Raw genomic sequence first — 14,468 nt, 5'->3', positions numbered from 1 at the left:
GGGGGGGCGGCCGGCATCCGCGGGGCTCAGCTCCGCAGGTGCCGGTCCAGGAACGACACCACCGTGCCCCAGGTCGGGGTGGCCGGGCGGGGCTTCGTACGGTGCCCCGCCCGCGTGCTCTCCTCCCGGGCGTCCCGGCGGGTGGCCGGGGCGCTCAGCATTTCCAGGTACGTGCCGTGCGCGGCGTGCGGGAAGGTCAGGAAGCGGGCCTCGGCGCCCGCTGCCGCCAGCGCGTCGTACAGCAGCCTGGACTGATGGTACGGCACGAAGGTGTCCTGCCGGCCGTGGAGGATGAGGAACGGCGGGACGGGGCGCCGGTCGCTCACGTAGCTGAGCGGATTGGCCGCGGCTGCCTTCTCGGGGGCGCACTCGGGCAGCGGGCAGCCGAGCAGCAGGGATTCCGGGGACTTCGGGTCGGCGTGACAGGCGGTCAGGCCGAATGCCTCGTTGAACGGCGCGCAGCCGTCCAGCATGTGCGCGTCCATCTGCAGCAGGTCGCTCGGCGCGTAGAACGGTACGGCCGCCTGTACCGCGCTGGACGGCCCGGTCATGCCCACGTCGCCCTCCAGCTCCGGTACGTCGCCGGTCACGGCGGCCATCGTCGTGACCCAGCCGCCGGAGGACTCCCCCATGACGGCGATGCGGTCCGGGTCCAGGTGGTACTCGGCGGCGTGCGCGCGCAGCCAGCGGATCGCCGCCTTGATGTCGTGGAGCTGGGCCGGGAAGCGGGCCTGGGAGCTGGCGCGGACGGCGACGCCGGCCACGGCGTAGCCGTGCGGGTTCAGCCGGGCGGCGACCCGGTCGGCGCCGTCGCGGCCGTTGTCGGCGAGCCAGCCCGAGCCGTGGGTGAAGACGACCAGCGGTGCCGGGCGGCCGGTCCGGGGGACGTAGAGGTCGAGCAGGTGCCCCTGGGTGCCGGCGGGTTCGGCGGGCGCGTAGGCCAGGTCCTTGGTGACGTGGACGGGGCGGCCGGGGCCGGCCGCCGCTGCGGGCGGGCCGGCGGCGGCCGCCAGGACGGCGAGCCCTGCCGTGAGGAGCGCGAGCTGTCGGAGCACGGTGCATTCCTTTCCGGTGACGGGGCGTCGGGCTGCCGGTCCGGTGCCGGCCTCAGGCTTCGGGGGCGGCGGCCGGCCGTGCGGCCTTCGGGGTGGTGCCGTCGGGGGGCGTGGTTCCGGGGGTTCCGCGGTGGCGTCGGGCGAGCGGGACCAGGGCGATGGCCGCGGCGCCGGCCAGCCCGGCCAGTGCGAAGGCGGTGAAGCCCCAGGACTGGCTGCCGGTGGCGGCGAGGGCGCCGATGAGCCAGGGGCCGAAGGCGGCGCCCGTCCGGCCGACGCCGGTGACCATGCCGAGCCCGGCGGCGCGCTCGCTGTCGCGGTAGACGGTGTCGGTGACGGCGTAGACCATGACCTGGGCGCTGAAGAGCCAGACGCCGGTGAGGGCGACGACGGCGTAGGTGACGCCGAGCGGCAGCTGGGACTTGAGGAGCAGCGCACCGGCCGCGGTGAGGGCGAACCAGAGTGCGGAGATCCGTACGGCGCCGAAGCGGTCGGCGGCGCGGCCCGCGACGAACATGCCGACGATGCCGCCGCCGTTGATGACCATCAGGAAGGTGACGGAGGAGCTGAGGCCGTAGCCGGAGGCGCGCATCATCTCGGGCAGCCAGGTGGACACGCCGTACACCAGGAGCAGCCCGCAGAAAGAGGCCAGCCACAGCAGGAGGGTGGCCCAGCGGGACTCGGGGGCGAACAGGGCGCGGACGGCGGCCAGTCGGCCCCTGGCGCCGGCGGCCGGCGCCTGGACGGGGGTGGGGCGGGGCAGGCCGTAGCGGTCGGCGACGGCGTCGGCGCGGGTGCGGTCACCGCGCGCGAGGAGCACGCCGGGCGATTCGGGGAGGTACTTCAGCAGCAGGGGCACGGCGATGACGGCGGGGAGGACGCCGGCCCAGAAGACGGCGCGCCAGCCGGCGGCGGGCGCGAGGCCGAGCCCGATACCGGTCGCCGCCATGCCGCCCGCGTGGTACGAGGACATCAGCAGGCCGGTGGTGAGCGCGGCGCGGCCGGGCGGCGCGAATTCCAGCACCATCGCGAGGGCGAGCGGGGTGAGGCCGCCGAGGCCGAGGCCCGCGACGAACCGGCCGGCGCCGAAGATGTCCGGGCCGGTGGCGACGGCACAGACGGCGGAGCCGAGGGAGAAGAGCAGGACGCTGGCGACGAGGGTGGCGCGGCGGCCGAGCCAGTCGGTGATGTTGCCGGCGGCGAGCGCGCCGAAGAACATGCCGAAGGCGGTCCAGCTGCCGATCGTGCCGGCGCTCGCCGGGGTGAGGCCGAGGCCGGGGTCGTCGAGCATGTGCGGCATGACGGCGCCGTAGATGTTGACGTCCATCCCGTCGAAGAAGACCGCCAGCCAGCACAGGGCCAGGACCGGGAAGACCGTGCGGAAGGTGTGCGGCGGGCGGTCGCCGGCCGGGCGGTCCGGCATGCCGGAGGAAGTCATGGAAGTCCCTGAAGTCTGTGGGGGTGCAACTCATGCGACGCTCTGTTCGCCTGGTGAAATCCGATTCACCAGGTGGGTGGCATGAGTGTCAGGGCCCGCCCGGCGGCTGTCAATGGCTGGACGCGAGCAGTCCGGTGACCGTGGCGCGCAGCCACTCCACCGCCGGCGCGGGGAGCGTCCTGCGGTACGTGTGGAGCGCGACCTCGACGGTGGGGATGTCGAAGGGCAGCGTGAAGGTTCGCACCGGCGCTGCGCGGGTGAAGGCGCGTACGGCCCGGCTCGGGACGACAGCCAAGTACCCGGTACGTGCCACCAGTTCGGGCAGCACGGCGAAGTGCGGTACGTGGGCCACGATGTCGCGCGGGTGCCCGAGCCGGGCCAGCACCTGGTCGGCGTCGACGTGGCCGGCCGCGGCGGCGACGGCGATGTGCCGCTCCGCCAGGTACTCCCCCAGCTCGGGCCGGTCGCCGATCCGCGGGTGGTCCGTGGCGCGGAGGCCGACGTACCGCTCCTGGAAGAGCGGGTCGCGGCGGATGTCCGGCGCGTCGATGCGGGGCGTGCAGATCACCGCGTCGGCCCGGCCCCGGCGCAGTTCCTCGGCGGCAGCGGCGGAGTCCAGCGGGGTGACCTCGATGCGGCAGTGCGGCGCGCGGGCCTCCAGCTCGGCGAGCACGGCCGGGAGCAGGATCAGTTCGCCGAGGTCGGTGGCGCTGAGCCGGAAGGTGCGCCGCGAGGTCGACGGGTCGAAGGTGCCCTCGTCGGAGACCGTCTCCGTGATGACCTCCAGCGCCTGGCGCAGCCGCGGGTACATCCGCTCCGCGGCCTCCGTCGGCCGCAGTCCTTCGGTGGCGCGGACGAACAGCTCGTCGCCGAAGTGCCGCCGCAGCCGCCGCAGGGCGTGGCTCGCGGAGGGCTGGGTGAGGAACAGGGCCTCCGCCGTCCGCGTGACGCTCCGGGTCTCGTAGAGCAGCACGAAGGTTTTCACGAGATTGAGGTCCAGGTCCGTCACGCCGCCGACCCTAGGGCACGGCCCCCATAGACACGGTCCATGCGGACATCGATGACAGTCATTGGACCTTTGGGGTGCGGCCTCCATACCGTTCGGCAGGTCACTGCCGCAGGAGGGGAGAGCCGATGGCCACCGTGAGCGAAGCGTCGTACGAGCTGTTGAGGGCGCACGGTCTGACGACGGTCTTCGGCAATCCGGGCTCCAACGAGCTGCCGTTCCTCGCCGGGATGCCGGCGGACTTCCGCTACGTCCTCGGGCTGCACGAGGGCGCGGTGCTCGCGATGGCCGACGGGTATGCGCAGGCCCGCGGCGGTGCGGCGTTCGTGAACCTGCACGCGGCGGCCGGTACCGGCAACGCGATGGGGATGCTCACCAACGCGGTGTACGCGCACAGCCCGCTGGTGATCACCGCGGGCCAGCAGGTCCGCTCGACGGTCGGCCAGGAGGTCATGCTGGCCAACGTGGACGCGGCGGCGCTGCCGAAACCGCTGGTGAAGTGGGCGTGCGAGCCGTCCTGCGCGGCGGACGTGCCGCGGGCGCTGAGCCAGGCGATCCAGCTGGCGAACCTGCCGGCCAAGGGGCCGGTGTACGTGTCGGTGCCGTACGACGACTGGGCACGCGAGGCGCCGGAAGAGGCGCGGCATCTGACGGTGCGTCGGACGGCCGCGGCCGGTTCGCTGAGCGGTGCGCAGCTCGACGGGCTCGTCGCGGCCCTGGGCGGGGCCGCGAACCCGGTGCTGGTGCTGGGCCCCGAGGTCGACGCCGAGGAGGCCAACGCCGACGCCGTGCGGCTGGCGGAGAAGCTGAGCGCGCCGGTGTGGATCGCGCCCTCGGCGTCCCGCTGTCCGTTCCCCACCCGGCACCCCGCGTTCCGTGGCGTGCTGCCGGCCGCCGTGCGGGGCGTGAGCGAAGCGCTGGCGGGGCACGACGTGATCCTGGTGGCCGGCGCTCCGGTATTCCGGTACCACCAGTTCGCGCCCGGCACGTACCTCCCCGAGGGCGCGCGGCTGATCCAGCTCACCAGCGACCCGGGCGAGGCCGCGCGGGCGCCGATGGGCGAGGCGCTGGTGGGCGGGGTGCGGGACGCGCTGGCGCGGCTGGCCGGCGCGGTGACCGGCGGGCGGCGCCCGGCGCTGCCGCCGCTGCCGGACTTCCGGCCCGCGCCCGCGGCCGCGTCCGGCGACCGGCTGCATCCGGAGGAGCTGTTCGCGCTGTTGCGCCGGACCGCACCCGAGGACGCGGTGTACGTGAAGGAGTCCACCTCCACCACCGGCGCCTTCTGGGCCCAGATGGACCTCTCCCGGCCGGGCAGCTACTTCTTCCCCGCCTCCGGCGGCCTGGGCTTCGGGCTCCCGGCCGCCGTCGGCGCGCAGCTCGCGCACGCCGACCGGCAGGTGATCGGGCTGATCGGGGACGGGTCGGCGAACTACGGCATCACGGCGCTGTGGACCGCGGCCCGGTACGGCATCCCGGTCATCATCGTGATCCTCAACAACGGTACGTACGGAGCGCTGCGCTGGTTCTCCAAGGTTCTGGACTCCGGGGAAACGCCGGGCATGGACGTGCCCGGCATCGACTTCGTCCAGCTCGCCGGGGGCTACGGGGTCGCCGCGACCGCCGTGCGGACCGGCGACGCCTTCGTACGCGCCCTCAAGGACGCGCTCGGCAGCCGCCGGCCCGCGGTGATCGAGGTGGCGACGGAACTCACCGAGCCGTGAGCCCCGGCACCTCGGGCGGACTCACACCGTGACCGTCTCCGGGGCCTCCTCCGGGGTCTCCTCCGCGGCGGTCTCCGGGGCCGGTTCCTCCTTCCCCCGGGAGGCCAGCGCCTCCATGCGGGTGATCAGCGGCGGGAGCAGCGACGAGCCCGCCGTCGCCGCGCCGGCCGCGGACAGCGCGATCGTCCAGGCGACCGGGCCGAGCGGGGTGCAGCCGAAGAAATGGCTGAGGCCCGGGGTCTGGACGACGGCCGCGAGCGCCGCCATCGAGCCCGCCGCGGACGCCACGACCGAGCGGTCCCGGCCGCCGATCACCAGCGTCTGACCGAGCTGGGTGGCGACCAGCGCGGTGAGCGCGACCGTACGGGCGCGGGCCGGGCGGCCGGTGAGGCGTGCCGCGAGCCAGCCCGCGGCGGCGCCGGTGGCCGTGGCGAGCGCCCGCTGCGCCGTCTCGTCGGTCAGCGCAGCGCCCAGCGACGCCTCCGGCCCCTCGCGCAGGAGACGGACGGCGGCTTCGGGATGGGGCGCGCGGACGGCGAGGGCGATGGCCGGGAGCAGGTCGGTGAAGAGGTTCACCAGCAGGAGCTGACGTGCCGTCAGTGGCGAGGTGCCGGAGACGGTGGCGCCGAGGACGGTGAACGCGATCTCACCGAGGTTGCCGCCGACGAGCATGGCGAGCGCCTGGCGCACCGAGGCCCACATCGCCCGGCCCTCGATGAGCACGGCCAGGATGGTCTCCAGCCGGTCGTCGGTGACCACCAGGTCGGCGGCGGCGCGCGCCGCCGGGGTGCCCCGGCCGCCGAGCGCGATACCGACGTCGGCGATCCGGATGGCGGGCGCGTCATTGGCGCCGTCGCCGGTCATGGCGACCGTACGGCCCAGACGCTGGAAGGCCTGGACGACGCGCACCTTGTGCACCGGTGTGCTGCGGGCGACGACGCCGACGTCCGGCAGCACCTTGTCCAGCGCCGCGTCGTCCAGTGCGTCCAGCTCAGCGCCGGTGACGACTCGGTGGCCGTTGATGAGGCCGAGTTCCTTGGCGATCGACTCGGCGGTCTGCGGATGGTCGCCGGTGATCATGACAATGTGCACGCCGGCGTCCGCGAGTTCGCGCACGGAGTCACCCGCGGTGCTGCGCACCTGGTCGGAGAAGGCCAGGAAGCCGAGGAAGCCGAGCTTGCCGACCACCTCGTCGGTGAGCTTCTCCTCGTCCGCCGGCTCCTTGCGCACGCGGCGCTCGGCGACCGCGAGGACACGGTGCCCCTCGGCGGCCAGCTTCTCGCCCTCGGCGAGGAGTTCCTCACGGTCGGCGGGCTCCAGCTTGCGCCCCGCCTGGCTCGTACATCGCTGGATCACTTCCTCGGGCGCGCCCTTGACCGACAGCACCCACTCCTTGCCGCTCCTGCCGAGCGCCGCGTGGAAGCCACGGCTCGGCTCGAACGGCAGCTGCGCGGAGCGCTTCCAGCCCGGCGCCGAGCGGGTGCGGTGCACGCCGGCCTCCTCGGCGCCCGCGACCACCGCGTTGTCGGTGACATGGGTCAGCGGCTGCTTGCGGCGCCGCCGCGGGGTGGCACGCAGCCCGGCCGCCAGGACGTCCTGCTGCTCGGTGCCGAGGCGTTCCAGCGCGAGGCTGCGGCCGGCCGCCGAGACGGCGGTGAGCGAGATCTGCCCGTGGGTCAGGGTGCCGGTCTTGTCAAAACACAGCACGTCCGTCCGGCCGACCGCCTCGATGGTGCGGGGGTCGCGGACGAGGACTCCCTGGGTCGACAGCCGCCTGGCCGCGGCCAGTTGGGCGGCCGATACCAGGAAGGGCAGCCCCTCGGGGACGCTGGCCACCGCGAGGCCGACACCGGCACCGACGGTCTCCCGGGCGGGACGGCCGCGCATCAGGCCCACGGCCATCAGGGTGCCGGCCGCGCCGAGCGCCACCGGCATCGTGGTGCGGGTGATCTGCGCGAGGCGGCGCTCCACACCGACCGGTGCGGCGGCGCCCCGCCCGGCCTGCGCGCCGCGGCCCGCTTCGGTGGCCGCGCCGGTGGCGACGACCACGGCCCGCGCACGGCCCGCCGCCACAGTGGTCCCCTCGTACGCCATGGACGTACGGTCGGCCAGATCGGCGGCGAGGACGGGGGCGACGTCCTTGGCCACCGGCAGCGACTCGCCGGTCAGCGCCGACTCGTCCGCCTCCAGGCCGCGGGCGGTGAGGAGCCGGCAGTCGGCGGGTACGACATCGCCCGCGGTCAGCGCGACGACGTCGCCCGACACCAGTTCCTCGGAGGGGAGTTGACGCTCCTCGCCGTCCCGGAGCGCGGTGGCCATGACGGCGGAGCGGCGGTGCAGATCGGCGACGGCCCGGTCGGCCAGGTGCCGCTGGACGCCGCCGATGCAGCCGGACAGCAGGGTGACGCCGATGATGATGTACGCGTCCAGCAGCGCACCGACGCCGGCCGACAGGGCGGCGCCGCCGAGCAGCACCGGGGTGAGCGGGTTGGCCGTTTCGGTGGCGACCGCCCGCAGCAGCGAGGGCTGCTGGACCTGATCGTCCGCCGTCCTCGTACGACTGCGGGCCTGACGGTTGGTCAGGCCGTCCTCGGTGCCGCCGGTCATGCCCAGTACGGTGTCCGCGGTCATGGCGTGCCAGGGGCGGCGCGCCGGTATGGGGGCGCCGTTGGCGCGCAGCGCCTGCGCCGCCGACCACACGCCCTGCGCCATGCTCAGCGCGGCGGCCCCGTTGACCGCGAGGAGGCTGCGCTCGGTCATCCCGCGCTTCCTCCGCCCGGCGAGCGTCGTCACCGTGCCGACCACGGCCGCGGCCTGCGCCAGCCGTACGCCGCGCTGCGAGACCGGGCGCGCCGCTCCGCACGCCGCCACCAGCACGCCGATCTGCGCGAGGTCCTCCCCCACGTACACGGCGGCGCCCCACGGGAGCACTCCGTCCCGGCCGGTGACGCCGACGCCCACGTCGGCGGCGGCCAGCGCGGTGCGGTTTCCGGAGGCCAGCAGGACGCCCGAGCCGTCGCGTTGCAGATCACGGACGGAGGCGGCCAGCCGGTCGCCGCCGGGCACCGTGCCGTGCGCGTCGGACAGCGCGACGTGGGAGACGTGGCGGCCCGCGGTCAGGAGGGTGAGGCCGTGCCGGCGGGCCGCCGTGACGAGCCCTTCGGCGGACTCGTGCAGTTCGGGCACCACGGCGACCAGTGCACACGGCCGGCCCCGGTGGGCGAGCGCCAGGATGTGTTCGGCGCCGCCATGGCGCAGCCGCTGCTCCGCCTCCGTCATGGCTGCCGCCTCCGGGCGGTCCTTCCCTTCCCCGCCCCCCGGCCGGTGGGGTGCCAGCGTCCAGTCGTCCGCCTCGTGCGCCGCCGTGGGCCGGCGGCCGTCGAACAAGCGGTACGCGGTCGCCGCGAGGTCGCCGGTGGAGCGCTCCTCGTCCAGCGGCAAGAGATCGGCGAGCAGGTGATTGCCCGTCAGCAGTGCGTCGGTGTCCAGGACGACGGTGCGCACCCGGTCCAGGCGCCGCAGCGCGCCGGGGTCGGCCACCAGCGTGCCGCGCTGGGACAGGACCCGGCCGAGGGTCCCGGCGAAGGCCTCGCGGGCCGTCCAGGGCGGCTTGGGCAGGGCGGCCACGGCCGCGCTCACCGCGGGCCTCGCCTTCCGGGTCACCGCGAGGGTGCCGGTGAAGACCGTGCCCGCCACCCAGCCGGACCGCCGCGCGTACCGCTCGACCGGCCCCTCCCGCAGCGGCACCTCGCGCGGCAGGTCGGGCACCACGGCGGCGCGTGCGTGCTGCTCGGTCTCGGTGACGCGCGGCTCCGCCGCTTCCCACGCCTCGCGGCGGGCGACCGTCTCGGCCAGCCGCAGGGCGTGCCGTGCGGTGTCCACGCCCAGCCCGGCGAAGCCCCCGGAGCCCGCCTGGGCGAGCGCGCTCAGCCCGGCGAGCACCACGTCGACGTTGCGGGGCCCCACCACGGCCGTCACCCTGCGGCGCAGCGCCGGCTGGGTGTCGACGAGACTGACCAGCGCGGAGAGTCCGGCCGGCAGCGGGGTGTGCTGCGAGAGCCGGGCAGCGGTGGCGACCGGCACCGCGACTGCCTGCAGGGCGAGGGAGAGCGCGGCGCGCTGGATGTCGCCGGGCGCCGCCGGGTGTTCGGGCAGCGGGCCGGTCAGCCCCTGCTCCTCCTCCACCGCCTCGACCGTTTCGGTCAGTGCCTGTGCCGTGGCGAGGTCGGCGGCGCTCCCCGCCTCCAGCGCCACCACCACGTGTCCCAGTACGGCGTTGGCCGCGGCCCACCGGACGGCGGGCAGGGCGGCGAGCCGCTGTTCGAGGGCGGCCGTCGCCGCCGGTGCCGTTGTTTCGTCCGCCTCCTGCAGTCCGCATACCGCGATGTGTGCCTGCTCGCCGATGATCCGCGTGCGTGGTCGCGCCGGCGCGCCGAGCGCGCTCACCGCGGTCCGCGCCACCGTCCGCGCGATGCCGATCCCCGGAACCTTCACCGTCCGCCACCCGCCTCCTGGCACCCGGTCCCCCGAAGCCAGTGCCCGCCCGCTTCGATCCGATGCCCCGTCGCGTCCTCGACGCGCGAGAATGGAGTACGCACAGCACACCGTACTCGGGCCAAACAAGGAGTTGGGATGCCCAGTACAGCTGAAAGCACGCGGAAAACCGCTGCGAAACGGACGGCACCGCAAGAGCCCACCGAGGAAACGCACATTCACCGCAGCAAGCAGGGCTTGAGCGTGCACACCCTCGATGTCCGCGCACCGCTGCACGTCCCGTACTTCACGCCCGGGGACGTGGTGAACAACGCGCGGACGGCGACCGAGTGGCTGCCGCCCCTGCCGCCTGCCAGGGAACTCTGGTACTACGGCGGCCTGGGCGCGCTCGCCGTCGCGGGGGCGCTGGAGTGGCCGGTCGCGCTCGCCGTCGGCGGCGCCACTGTCCTGTTGCGGCGCTCCGGACAGCAGGAATCGGCCGAACAGCGCGAGCCGGCGGAGGAAAGCGCCTCCGCGCAGGCCACACCACCCGCCAAGAAGCGGGACTGACGACCGGGAAGGGGAGGGAAGAGCCGCCGGACAGACCGGCGCCGGGCCCGGTTCCACAAGGAGCCGGGCCCGGCACCGTCTTCCGGCCGAGGGAACCCCGCGCGGGGTGCGTAGCGGCCGGCCGCCTCACATGTTGCGGGTGTCGCGCGGTTCGGCGTACGGCTCCTCGTCCCGCGGATGACCGGCTTCCATGGCGCGGCTCCGCTCCATCTCCGCGTTGAACTCCAGGCCGAGCAGGATGGCGAGGTTGGAGATCCACAGCCAGACCAGGAAGATGATGATCCCGGCCAGGCTGCCGTAGGTCTTGTTGTAGCTGCTGAAGTTGGCGACGTAGAGGGCGAAGAGGCCCGAGGCGACGAGCCAGAGCACGACGGCGAGCAGGCTGCCGGGGGTGACCCAGCGGAACCGCCGGCGGACGTTGGGCGCGGCCCAGTACAGCAGCGCGATGATGAAGCTGATCAGGATCACCATCACGGGCCACTTGGCGATGTTCCAGATGGTGACCGCCGTGCTGCCGAGCCCGAGGGCGTCCCCCGTCTTCTGCGCCAGCGTCCCCGTGAAGACCACGGCCATGCTGATGAGCGCAAGCAGAACGACGGTCACGACGGTGGTCAGGAAGCGGGTCAGCAGGACCTTCCAGGTCGGCCGCCCCTCCTCGATGTCGTAGACGGTGTTCGAGGCGCGGATGAAGGCGGCGATGTACCCGGAGGCCGACCACAGGGCCGCCACGATGCCGATGATCAGGGCGATGCCGGCCCCGCCGCTGCCCTGCATCTGCTTGAGCACGTTCGTGACGACGTCGCGGGTGGAGCCCGGCGCGAACTCCCCGACGTTGTCGATCAGCTGTTGGATCGTCCCGCTGCCCAGCAGGCCCAGGATCGACACCAGCGCCAGCGCGGCCGGGAAGATGGCGAGCACGCCGTAGTACGTGAGGGCGGCGGCCAGGTCGGTGAGGTTGTCCTTCTGGAACTCCTTCGCGGTGCGTTTCAGCACTGCCTTCCACGACTGTTTGGGCAGGTCGCCGGGGCCCTTGGGGATGCCGGCGCTCGATCCGCCGCCGTCGTTGTCGTCCTGCTGTTGCCCTTGCATGGGTACGGGACCTTCCGCATCGGGTGACCGGATCTCCAGCCTCACCCGCCCGGCGGACGCCCGCCCGCCGGGCTGGTCCGTATGGAGTGACAGCGGCCGGAGCCCCGCGCCAGGTCAGGGCAGGATGGAGTCGACGTAGCCGCCGTCCACCCGGAGCGCGCCGCCGGTCGTCGCCGACGCCTGCTCCGAGCTGAGGTAGACGACCATGTGCGCGATCTCCTCGGGCTCGATCAGCCGCTGGAGCAACGACTGCGGGCGGTGCTCGCGCATGAAGACCCGCTGTGCCTCGTCCCACGGCAGGTCGCGGTCCACCAGCTCGTACACGAAGTCCTCCACGCCGCCGGTGTGCGTCGGCCCGGCGATGACGGAGTTGACCGTGACGCCCGTGCCCGCCGCCTGCTTGGCGAAGCCGCGGCTCACCGCGAGGAGCGCGGTCTTCGACATCCCGTAGTGGATCATCTCGGCGGGGATCACCACGGCCGAGTCGCTGGCGATGTTCTGGATCCGGCCCCAGCCGCGCCCGGTCATGCCGGGCAGGTACGTCCGGGTGAGCCGGACCGCCGCCAGCACGTTCACCTCGAAGTAGCGCCGCCACTCCGCGTCGCTGATCTCCAGCGGGTCCTGCGCACCGAAGACGCCGAGGTTGTTGACGAGGATGTCCACCTCGGGCAGCGTGTCCGCCAGCCGGGCGGTGCCCTCCTCGGTGGTCACGTCGGCGGCCGCCGCGACGAACCGGCCGCCGGGCACTTCGTCACCCAGCCGGGCCACGGCCTCGTCGACCCGGGCGGCGTTCCGCCCGTTGACCCCGACCCGGGCGCCCGAGCGGGCCAGTCCCGCGGCGATCGCCGCGCCGATGCCCTGGGTCGAGCCGGTGACCAGCGCCGTCCGTCCTGACAGGTCGAGCTGCATGGCATTCGCTCCGTTTCCTGGCTCGTCTCTCCGCCTGCCGCCCCCGGCCAGCAGGCTGCCACGTACCACCCCCGTCCACCCCCAACGGCACGAAAGGCGCCCCGCATGTCTTCGTCATTCACCCCCGTGTCCGCGCACTCCGACCGCTTCGTCGTGGTCACCGGCGGGCCCGGCGCCGGCAAGAGCACCCTCATCGACCGGCTGGCGACGGCAGGGTACGCCCGGACGGAGGAGGCCGGCCGGGGCGTGATCCGCGATCAGGCGGCCATCGGCGGGCGCGGCCTGCCGTGGGCCGACCCGGCGCTCTTCGCCGAGCTGATGCTGAGCTGGGAACTGCGCTCCTACCGGCTCGCCGCGGCGCACGGGGCGCCGCCCTCCGGGCCCGTCTTCTTCGACCGCGGGGTGCCCGACATCGTCGGCTACCTGCGGCTCCAGGACCTGCCCGTACCGGACCACGTGCACGCCGCCGCGCGGGAGTACCGCTACCACCGCCGGGTGTTCGTCGCGCCCTTCTGGCCGGAGATCTACGCGGCGGACGCCGAGCGCAAGCAGTCCCCCGCGGAGGCCGAACGGACGTACCTGGCCATGGTCGACACCTACCGCGAGTACGGCTACGAGCTGATCGAACTGGAACGCACGCCGGTCGAGGAGCGGGCGCGGTCCGTGCTGCGCCAGGTGAAGGGGGCCCGGAACAGCGCGTGACGGAGGGCCGCGGCCGGGAACCGGTACGGGGACCGGGACGGCGGAGCCCGGCGCCGACCAGGAAGGAGTGCGGGCATGGCCACCACGGGCGAGGTGCGGGCAGGCCCTGCGCCGAGGAGTCTCCGGCTGCCGGGGGTCGTACTGGGCGTGGGCCTCGGCGGCTTCGTCGACGGCATCCTGCTGCATCAGCTCCTGCAGTGGCATCACATGCTGACCAGTACCAACACCGACCGCGTCGGCATCAAGTACTACTCGCCGCACACGGTGTCCGGGCTGCGGATGAACACCGTGTGGGACGGCGTCTTCCACACCGTCTGCTGGCTCGCGGTGCTCATCGGCCTGGCCGTGCTGTACTCCCGGGTCACCCGGGGCCGGCGGCGCGTGTGGGCGTCCCGGGTGCTGTGGGGCTGGATCCTGGCGGGCTGGGGGATCTTCAACGTGGTCGAGGGGCTGCTGGACCACCAGATCCTCGGCATCCACCATGTGCACGGCGGCCCGCACCAGACCTGGTGGGACGTCGGCTTCCTGGTGCTGGGGGCGCTGCTCTGGCTCGGGGGCTGGGCGCTGCAGCGCAGCGGCCGCTCCTACGACCCCGAACGGTGCGTCTGATGGGCGGTCACACGCACCACACCGGAGGTGCGCACCCGCTGCCCGGCGGCCCGGTCCCGACCGCCGTCGCGGTGGCCCTGCTGCTCCTGCTCGCCGCCGGCTACCTGCTGCTCGTACGGCGGGCCGGCCGGCTGCACCCCGGCAGGAGCCGGCACCCCTGGCGCACCGCGAGCTTCCTGACCGGGTGCGCCCTGGCGGCCGGGGCGCTGCTGCCGCCGCTGGGCCCGTTCGCACACGGGGACTTCCGCGGCCACATGGCCCAGCACCTGCTGATCGGGATGTACGCGCCGCTCGCACTGGTCCTCGGCGCGCCGGTCACACTGCTGCTGCGGACGCTGCCGCCCGCCCGTGCCCGGCGGCTGACCGGGCCGCTGCACAGCCGCCCGGCCCGGTGCGTCGCCCACCCGGTCGTCGCGCTGCTGCTGAGCACCGGCTCGCTCGCGGTCCTGTACGGCACACCGCTGTACGACGTGACCGCGGCGCACCCCGCGCTGCACTGGCTGGTGCACGCGCACTTCCTGCTCTCCGGCTGCCTCTTCGCCTGGGTGGTGGCGGGGCCCGACCCGGCTCCGGCGCGGCCTGGGGTGCCGGCCCGACTGGTCGTGCTGGGCGTGGCCGTCGCCCTGCACGCGACGTTCTCGCAGCTCCTGTACGGCGGCTTCCTCATCGGCGTGCACGCACCGGTCGACCAGGTGCGGGGCGGCGCCGAGCTGATGTACTACGGCGGCGACCTCGCCGAGCTGCTGCTGGCGGGCGCGCTGGTCGCCACCTGGCGCCCGGCACGCGGCCCACGGCGCCCGGCCGCTCCGCGCCTTAGCCCGACCGAGTCAGTTTCCTCGCCCTAGCCGGGGTCCTTCGGTGCGCCCCGCCCTCCGCCGCCGTGGACTCTGGACCAT

General features: G+C 74.3%; 11 protein-coding genes. 5 read left to right on the top strand and 6 right to left on the bottom strand.

The features are described 5' to 3' along the window. Positions 1–26: 26 nt before the first annotated feature. The 3 genes from ABZ840_RS22445 to ABZ840_RS22435 all read right to left on the bottom strand — a co-directional run bounded on the left by ABZ840_RS22445 (position 27) and on the right by ABZ840_RS22435 (position 3,502). Positions 27–1,055 carry an alpha/beta hydrolase gene (locus ABZ840_RS22445; protein ID WP_361561855.1) on the bottom strand — a complete coding sequence of 343 codons (1,029 nt, stop codon included), beginning with the start codon at positions 1,053–1,055 and terminating at the stop codon, positions 27–29. A 52-nt stretch (positions 1,056–1,107) separates the two neighbouring features. After that, positions 1,108–2,493: an MFS transporter gene (locus ABZ840_RS22440; RefSeq protein WP_361561854.1), complete on the bottom strand. Its 1,386-nt coding sequence runs from the start codon at positions 2,491–2,493 to the stop codon at positions 1,108–1,110. Between the two features lie 109 nt (positions 2,494–2,602). Continuing rightward, positions 2,603–3,502 carry a LysR family transcriptional regulator gene (locus tag ABZ840_RS22435; protein WP_361561853.1) on the bottom strand — a complete coding sequence of 300 codons (900 nt, stop codon included), beginning with the start codon at positions 3,500–3,502 and terminating at the stop codon, positions 2,603–2,605. A 125-nt stretch (positions 3,503–3,627) separates the two neighbouring features. On the opposite strand from ABZ840_RS22435, the gene mdlC reads away from it, so the two are divergent. Further along, complete coding sequence (gene mdlC, locus ABZ840_RS22430; RefSeq protein WP_361561852.1) at positions 3,628–5,220, top strand: benzoylformate decarboxylase; 1,593 nt, start codon at positions 3,628–3,630, stop codon at positions 5,218–5,220. A 21-nt stretch (positions 5,221–5,241) separates the two neighbouring features. Here mdlC and ABZ840_RS22425 read toward each other — a convergent pair whose 3' ends face one another. Beyond that, complete coding sequence (locus ABZ840_RS22425; protein ID WP_361561851.1) at positions 5,242–9,714, bottom strand: HAD-IC family P-type ATPase; 4,473 nt, start codon at positions 9,712–9,714, stop codon at positions 5,242–5,244. 237 nt (positions 9,715–9,951) lie between these two features. Here ABZ840_RS22425 and ABZ840_RS22420 point away from each other — a divergent pair, with 237 nt between their 5' ends. Further along, on the top strand, positions 9,952–10,263 hold the full coding sequence (locus ABZ840_RS22420) for a hypothetical protein (RefSeq protein ID WP_361561850.1): 312 nt from the start codon (positions 9,952–9,954) through the stop codon (positions 10,261–10,263). Positions 10,264–10,389: 126 nt separating this feature from the next. Here ABZ840_RS22420 and ABZ840_RS22415 read toward each other — a convergent pair whose 3' ends face one another. Together ABZ840_RS22415 and ABZ840_RS22410 are read right to left on the bottom strand one after the other, a co-directional pair. Further along, entirely contained in the window at positions 10,390–11,352 is a 963-nt protein-coding gene (locus ABZ840_RS22415; protein WP_361561849.1) for a YihY/virulence factor BrkB family protein, read from the bottom strand. A gap of 114 nt (positions 11,353–11,466) precedes the next feature. Then, the gene (locus ABZ840_RS22410) at positions 11,467–12,261 is read right to left on the bottom strand and encodes an SDR family oxidoreductase (protein WP_361561848.1); all 795 of its coding nucleotides are present in this window, start codon (positions 12,259–12,261) and stop codon (positions 11,467–11,469) included. Positions 12,262–12,366: 105 nt separating this feature from the next. Between ABZ840_RS22410 and ABZ840_RS22405 the strand changes: the two genes are divergently transcribed. The 3 genes from ABZ840_RS22405 (at position 12,367) to ABZ840_RS22395 (ending at position 14,417) form a co-directional block, all read left to right on the top strand. Further along, complete coding sequence (locus ABZ840_RS22405) at positions 12,367–12,963, top strand: AAA family ATPase (RefSeq protein WP_361561847.1); 597 nt, start codon at positions 12,367–12,369, stop codon at positions 12,961–12,963. A 75-nt stretch (positions 12,964–13,038) separates the two neighbouring features. Next, positions 13,039–13,572 carry a DUF2243 domain-containing protein gene (locus tag ABZ840_RS22400; protein WP_361561846.1) on the top strand — a complete coding sequence of 178 codons (534 nt, stop codon included), beginning with the start codon at positions 13,039–13,041 and terminating at the stop codon, positions 13,570–13,572. After that, entirely contained in the window at positions 13,572–14,417 is an 846-nt protein-coding gene (locus ABZ840_RS22395) for a cytochrome c oxidase assembly protein (RefSeq protein ID WP_361561845.1), read from the top strand. The genes ABZ840_RS22400 and ABZ840_RS22395 overlap by 1 nt, the downstream gene beginning before the upstream one ends. Positions 14,418–14,468 lie beyond the last annotated feature (51 nt).

The sequence above is a fragment of the Streptomyces sp. NPDC047117 genome (genome assembly GCF_040643545.1).
Lineage (GTDB): Bacteria > Actinomycetota > Actinomycetes > Streptomycetales > Streptomycetaceae > Streptomyces.
The sequence above is the reverse complement of the archived record's forward strand: the minus strand, read 5'-3'. Positions and strand labels throughout refer to the sequence as shown.

What these genes read in the sequence shown, in the direction of transcription:
- ABZ840_RS22395 (WP_361561845.1), top strand. Translation starts at nt 13,572, where the DNA reads ATGGGCGGTCACACGCACCACACCGGAGGTGCGCACCCGCTGCCCGGC.
- ABZ840_RS22410 (WP_361561848.1), bottom strand. Translation starts at nt 12,261, where the DNA reads ATGCAGCTCGACCTGTCAGGACGGACGGCGCTGGTCACCGGCTCGACC.
- ABZ840_RS22415 (WP_361561849.1), bottom strand. Translation starts at nt 11,352, where the DNA reads ATGCAAGGGCAACAGCAGGACGACAACGACGGCGGCGGATCGAGCGCC.
- ABZ840_RS22400 (WP_361561846.1), top strand. Translation starts at nt 13,039, where the DNA reads ATGGCCACCACGGGCGAGGTGCGGGCAGGCCCTGCGCCGAGGAGTCTC.
- ABZ840_RS22405 (WP_361561847.1), top strand. Translation starts at nt 12,367, where the DNA reads ATGTCTTCGTCATTCACCCCCGTGTCCGCGCACTCCGACCGCTTCGTC.
- ABZ840_RS22440 (WP_361561854.1), bottom strand. Translation starts at nt 2,493, where the DNA reads ATGACTTCCTCCGGCATGCCGGACCGCCCGGCCGGCGACCGCCCGCCG.
- mdlC (WP_361561852.1), top strand. Translation starts at nt 3,628, where the DNA reads ATGGCCACCGTGAGCGAAGCGTCGTACGAGCTGTTGAGGGCGCACGGT.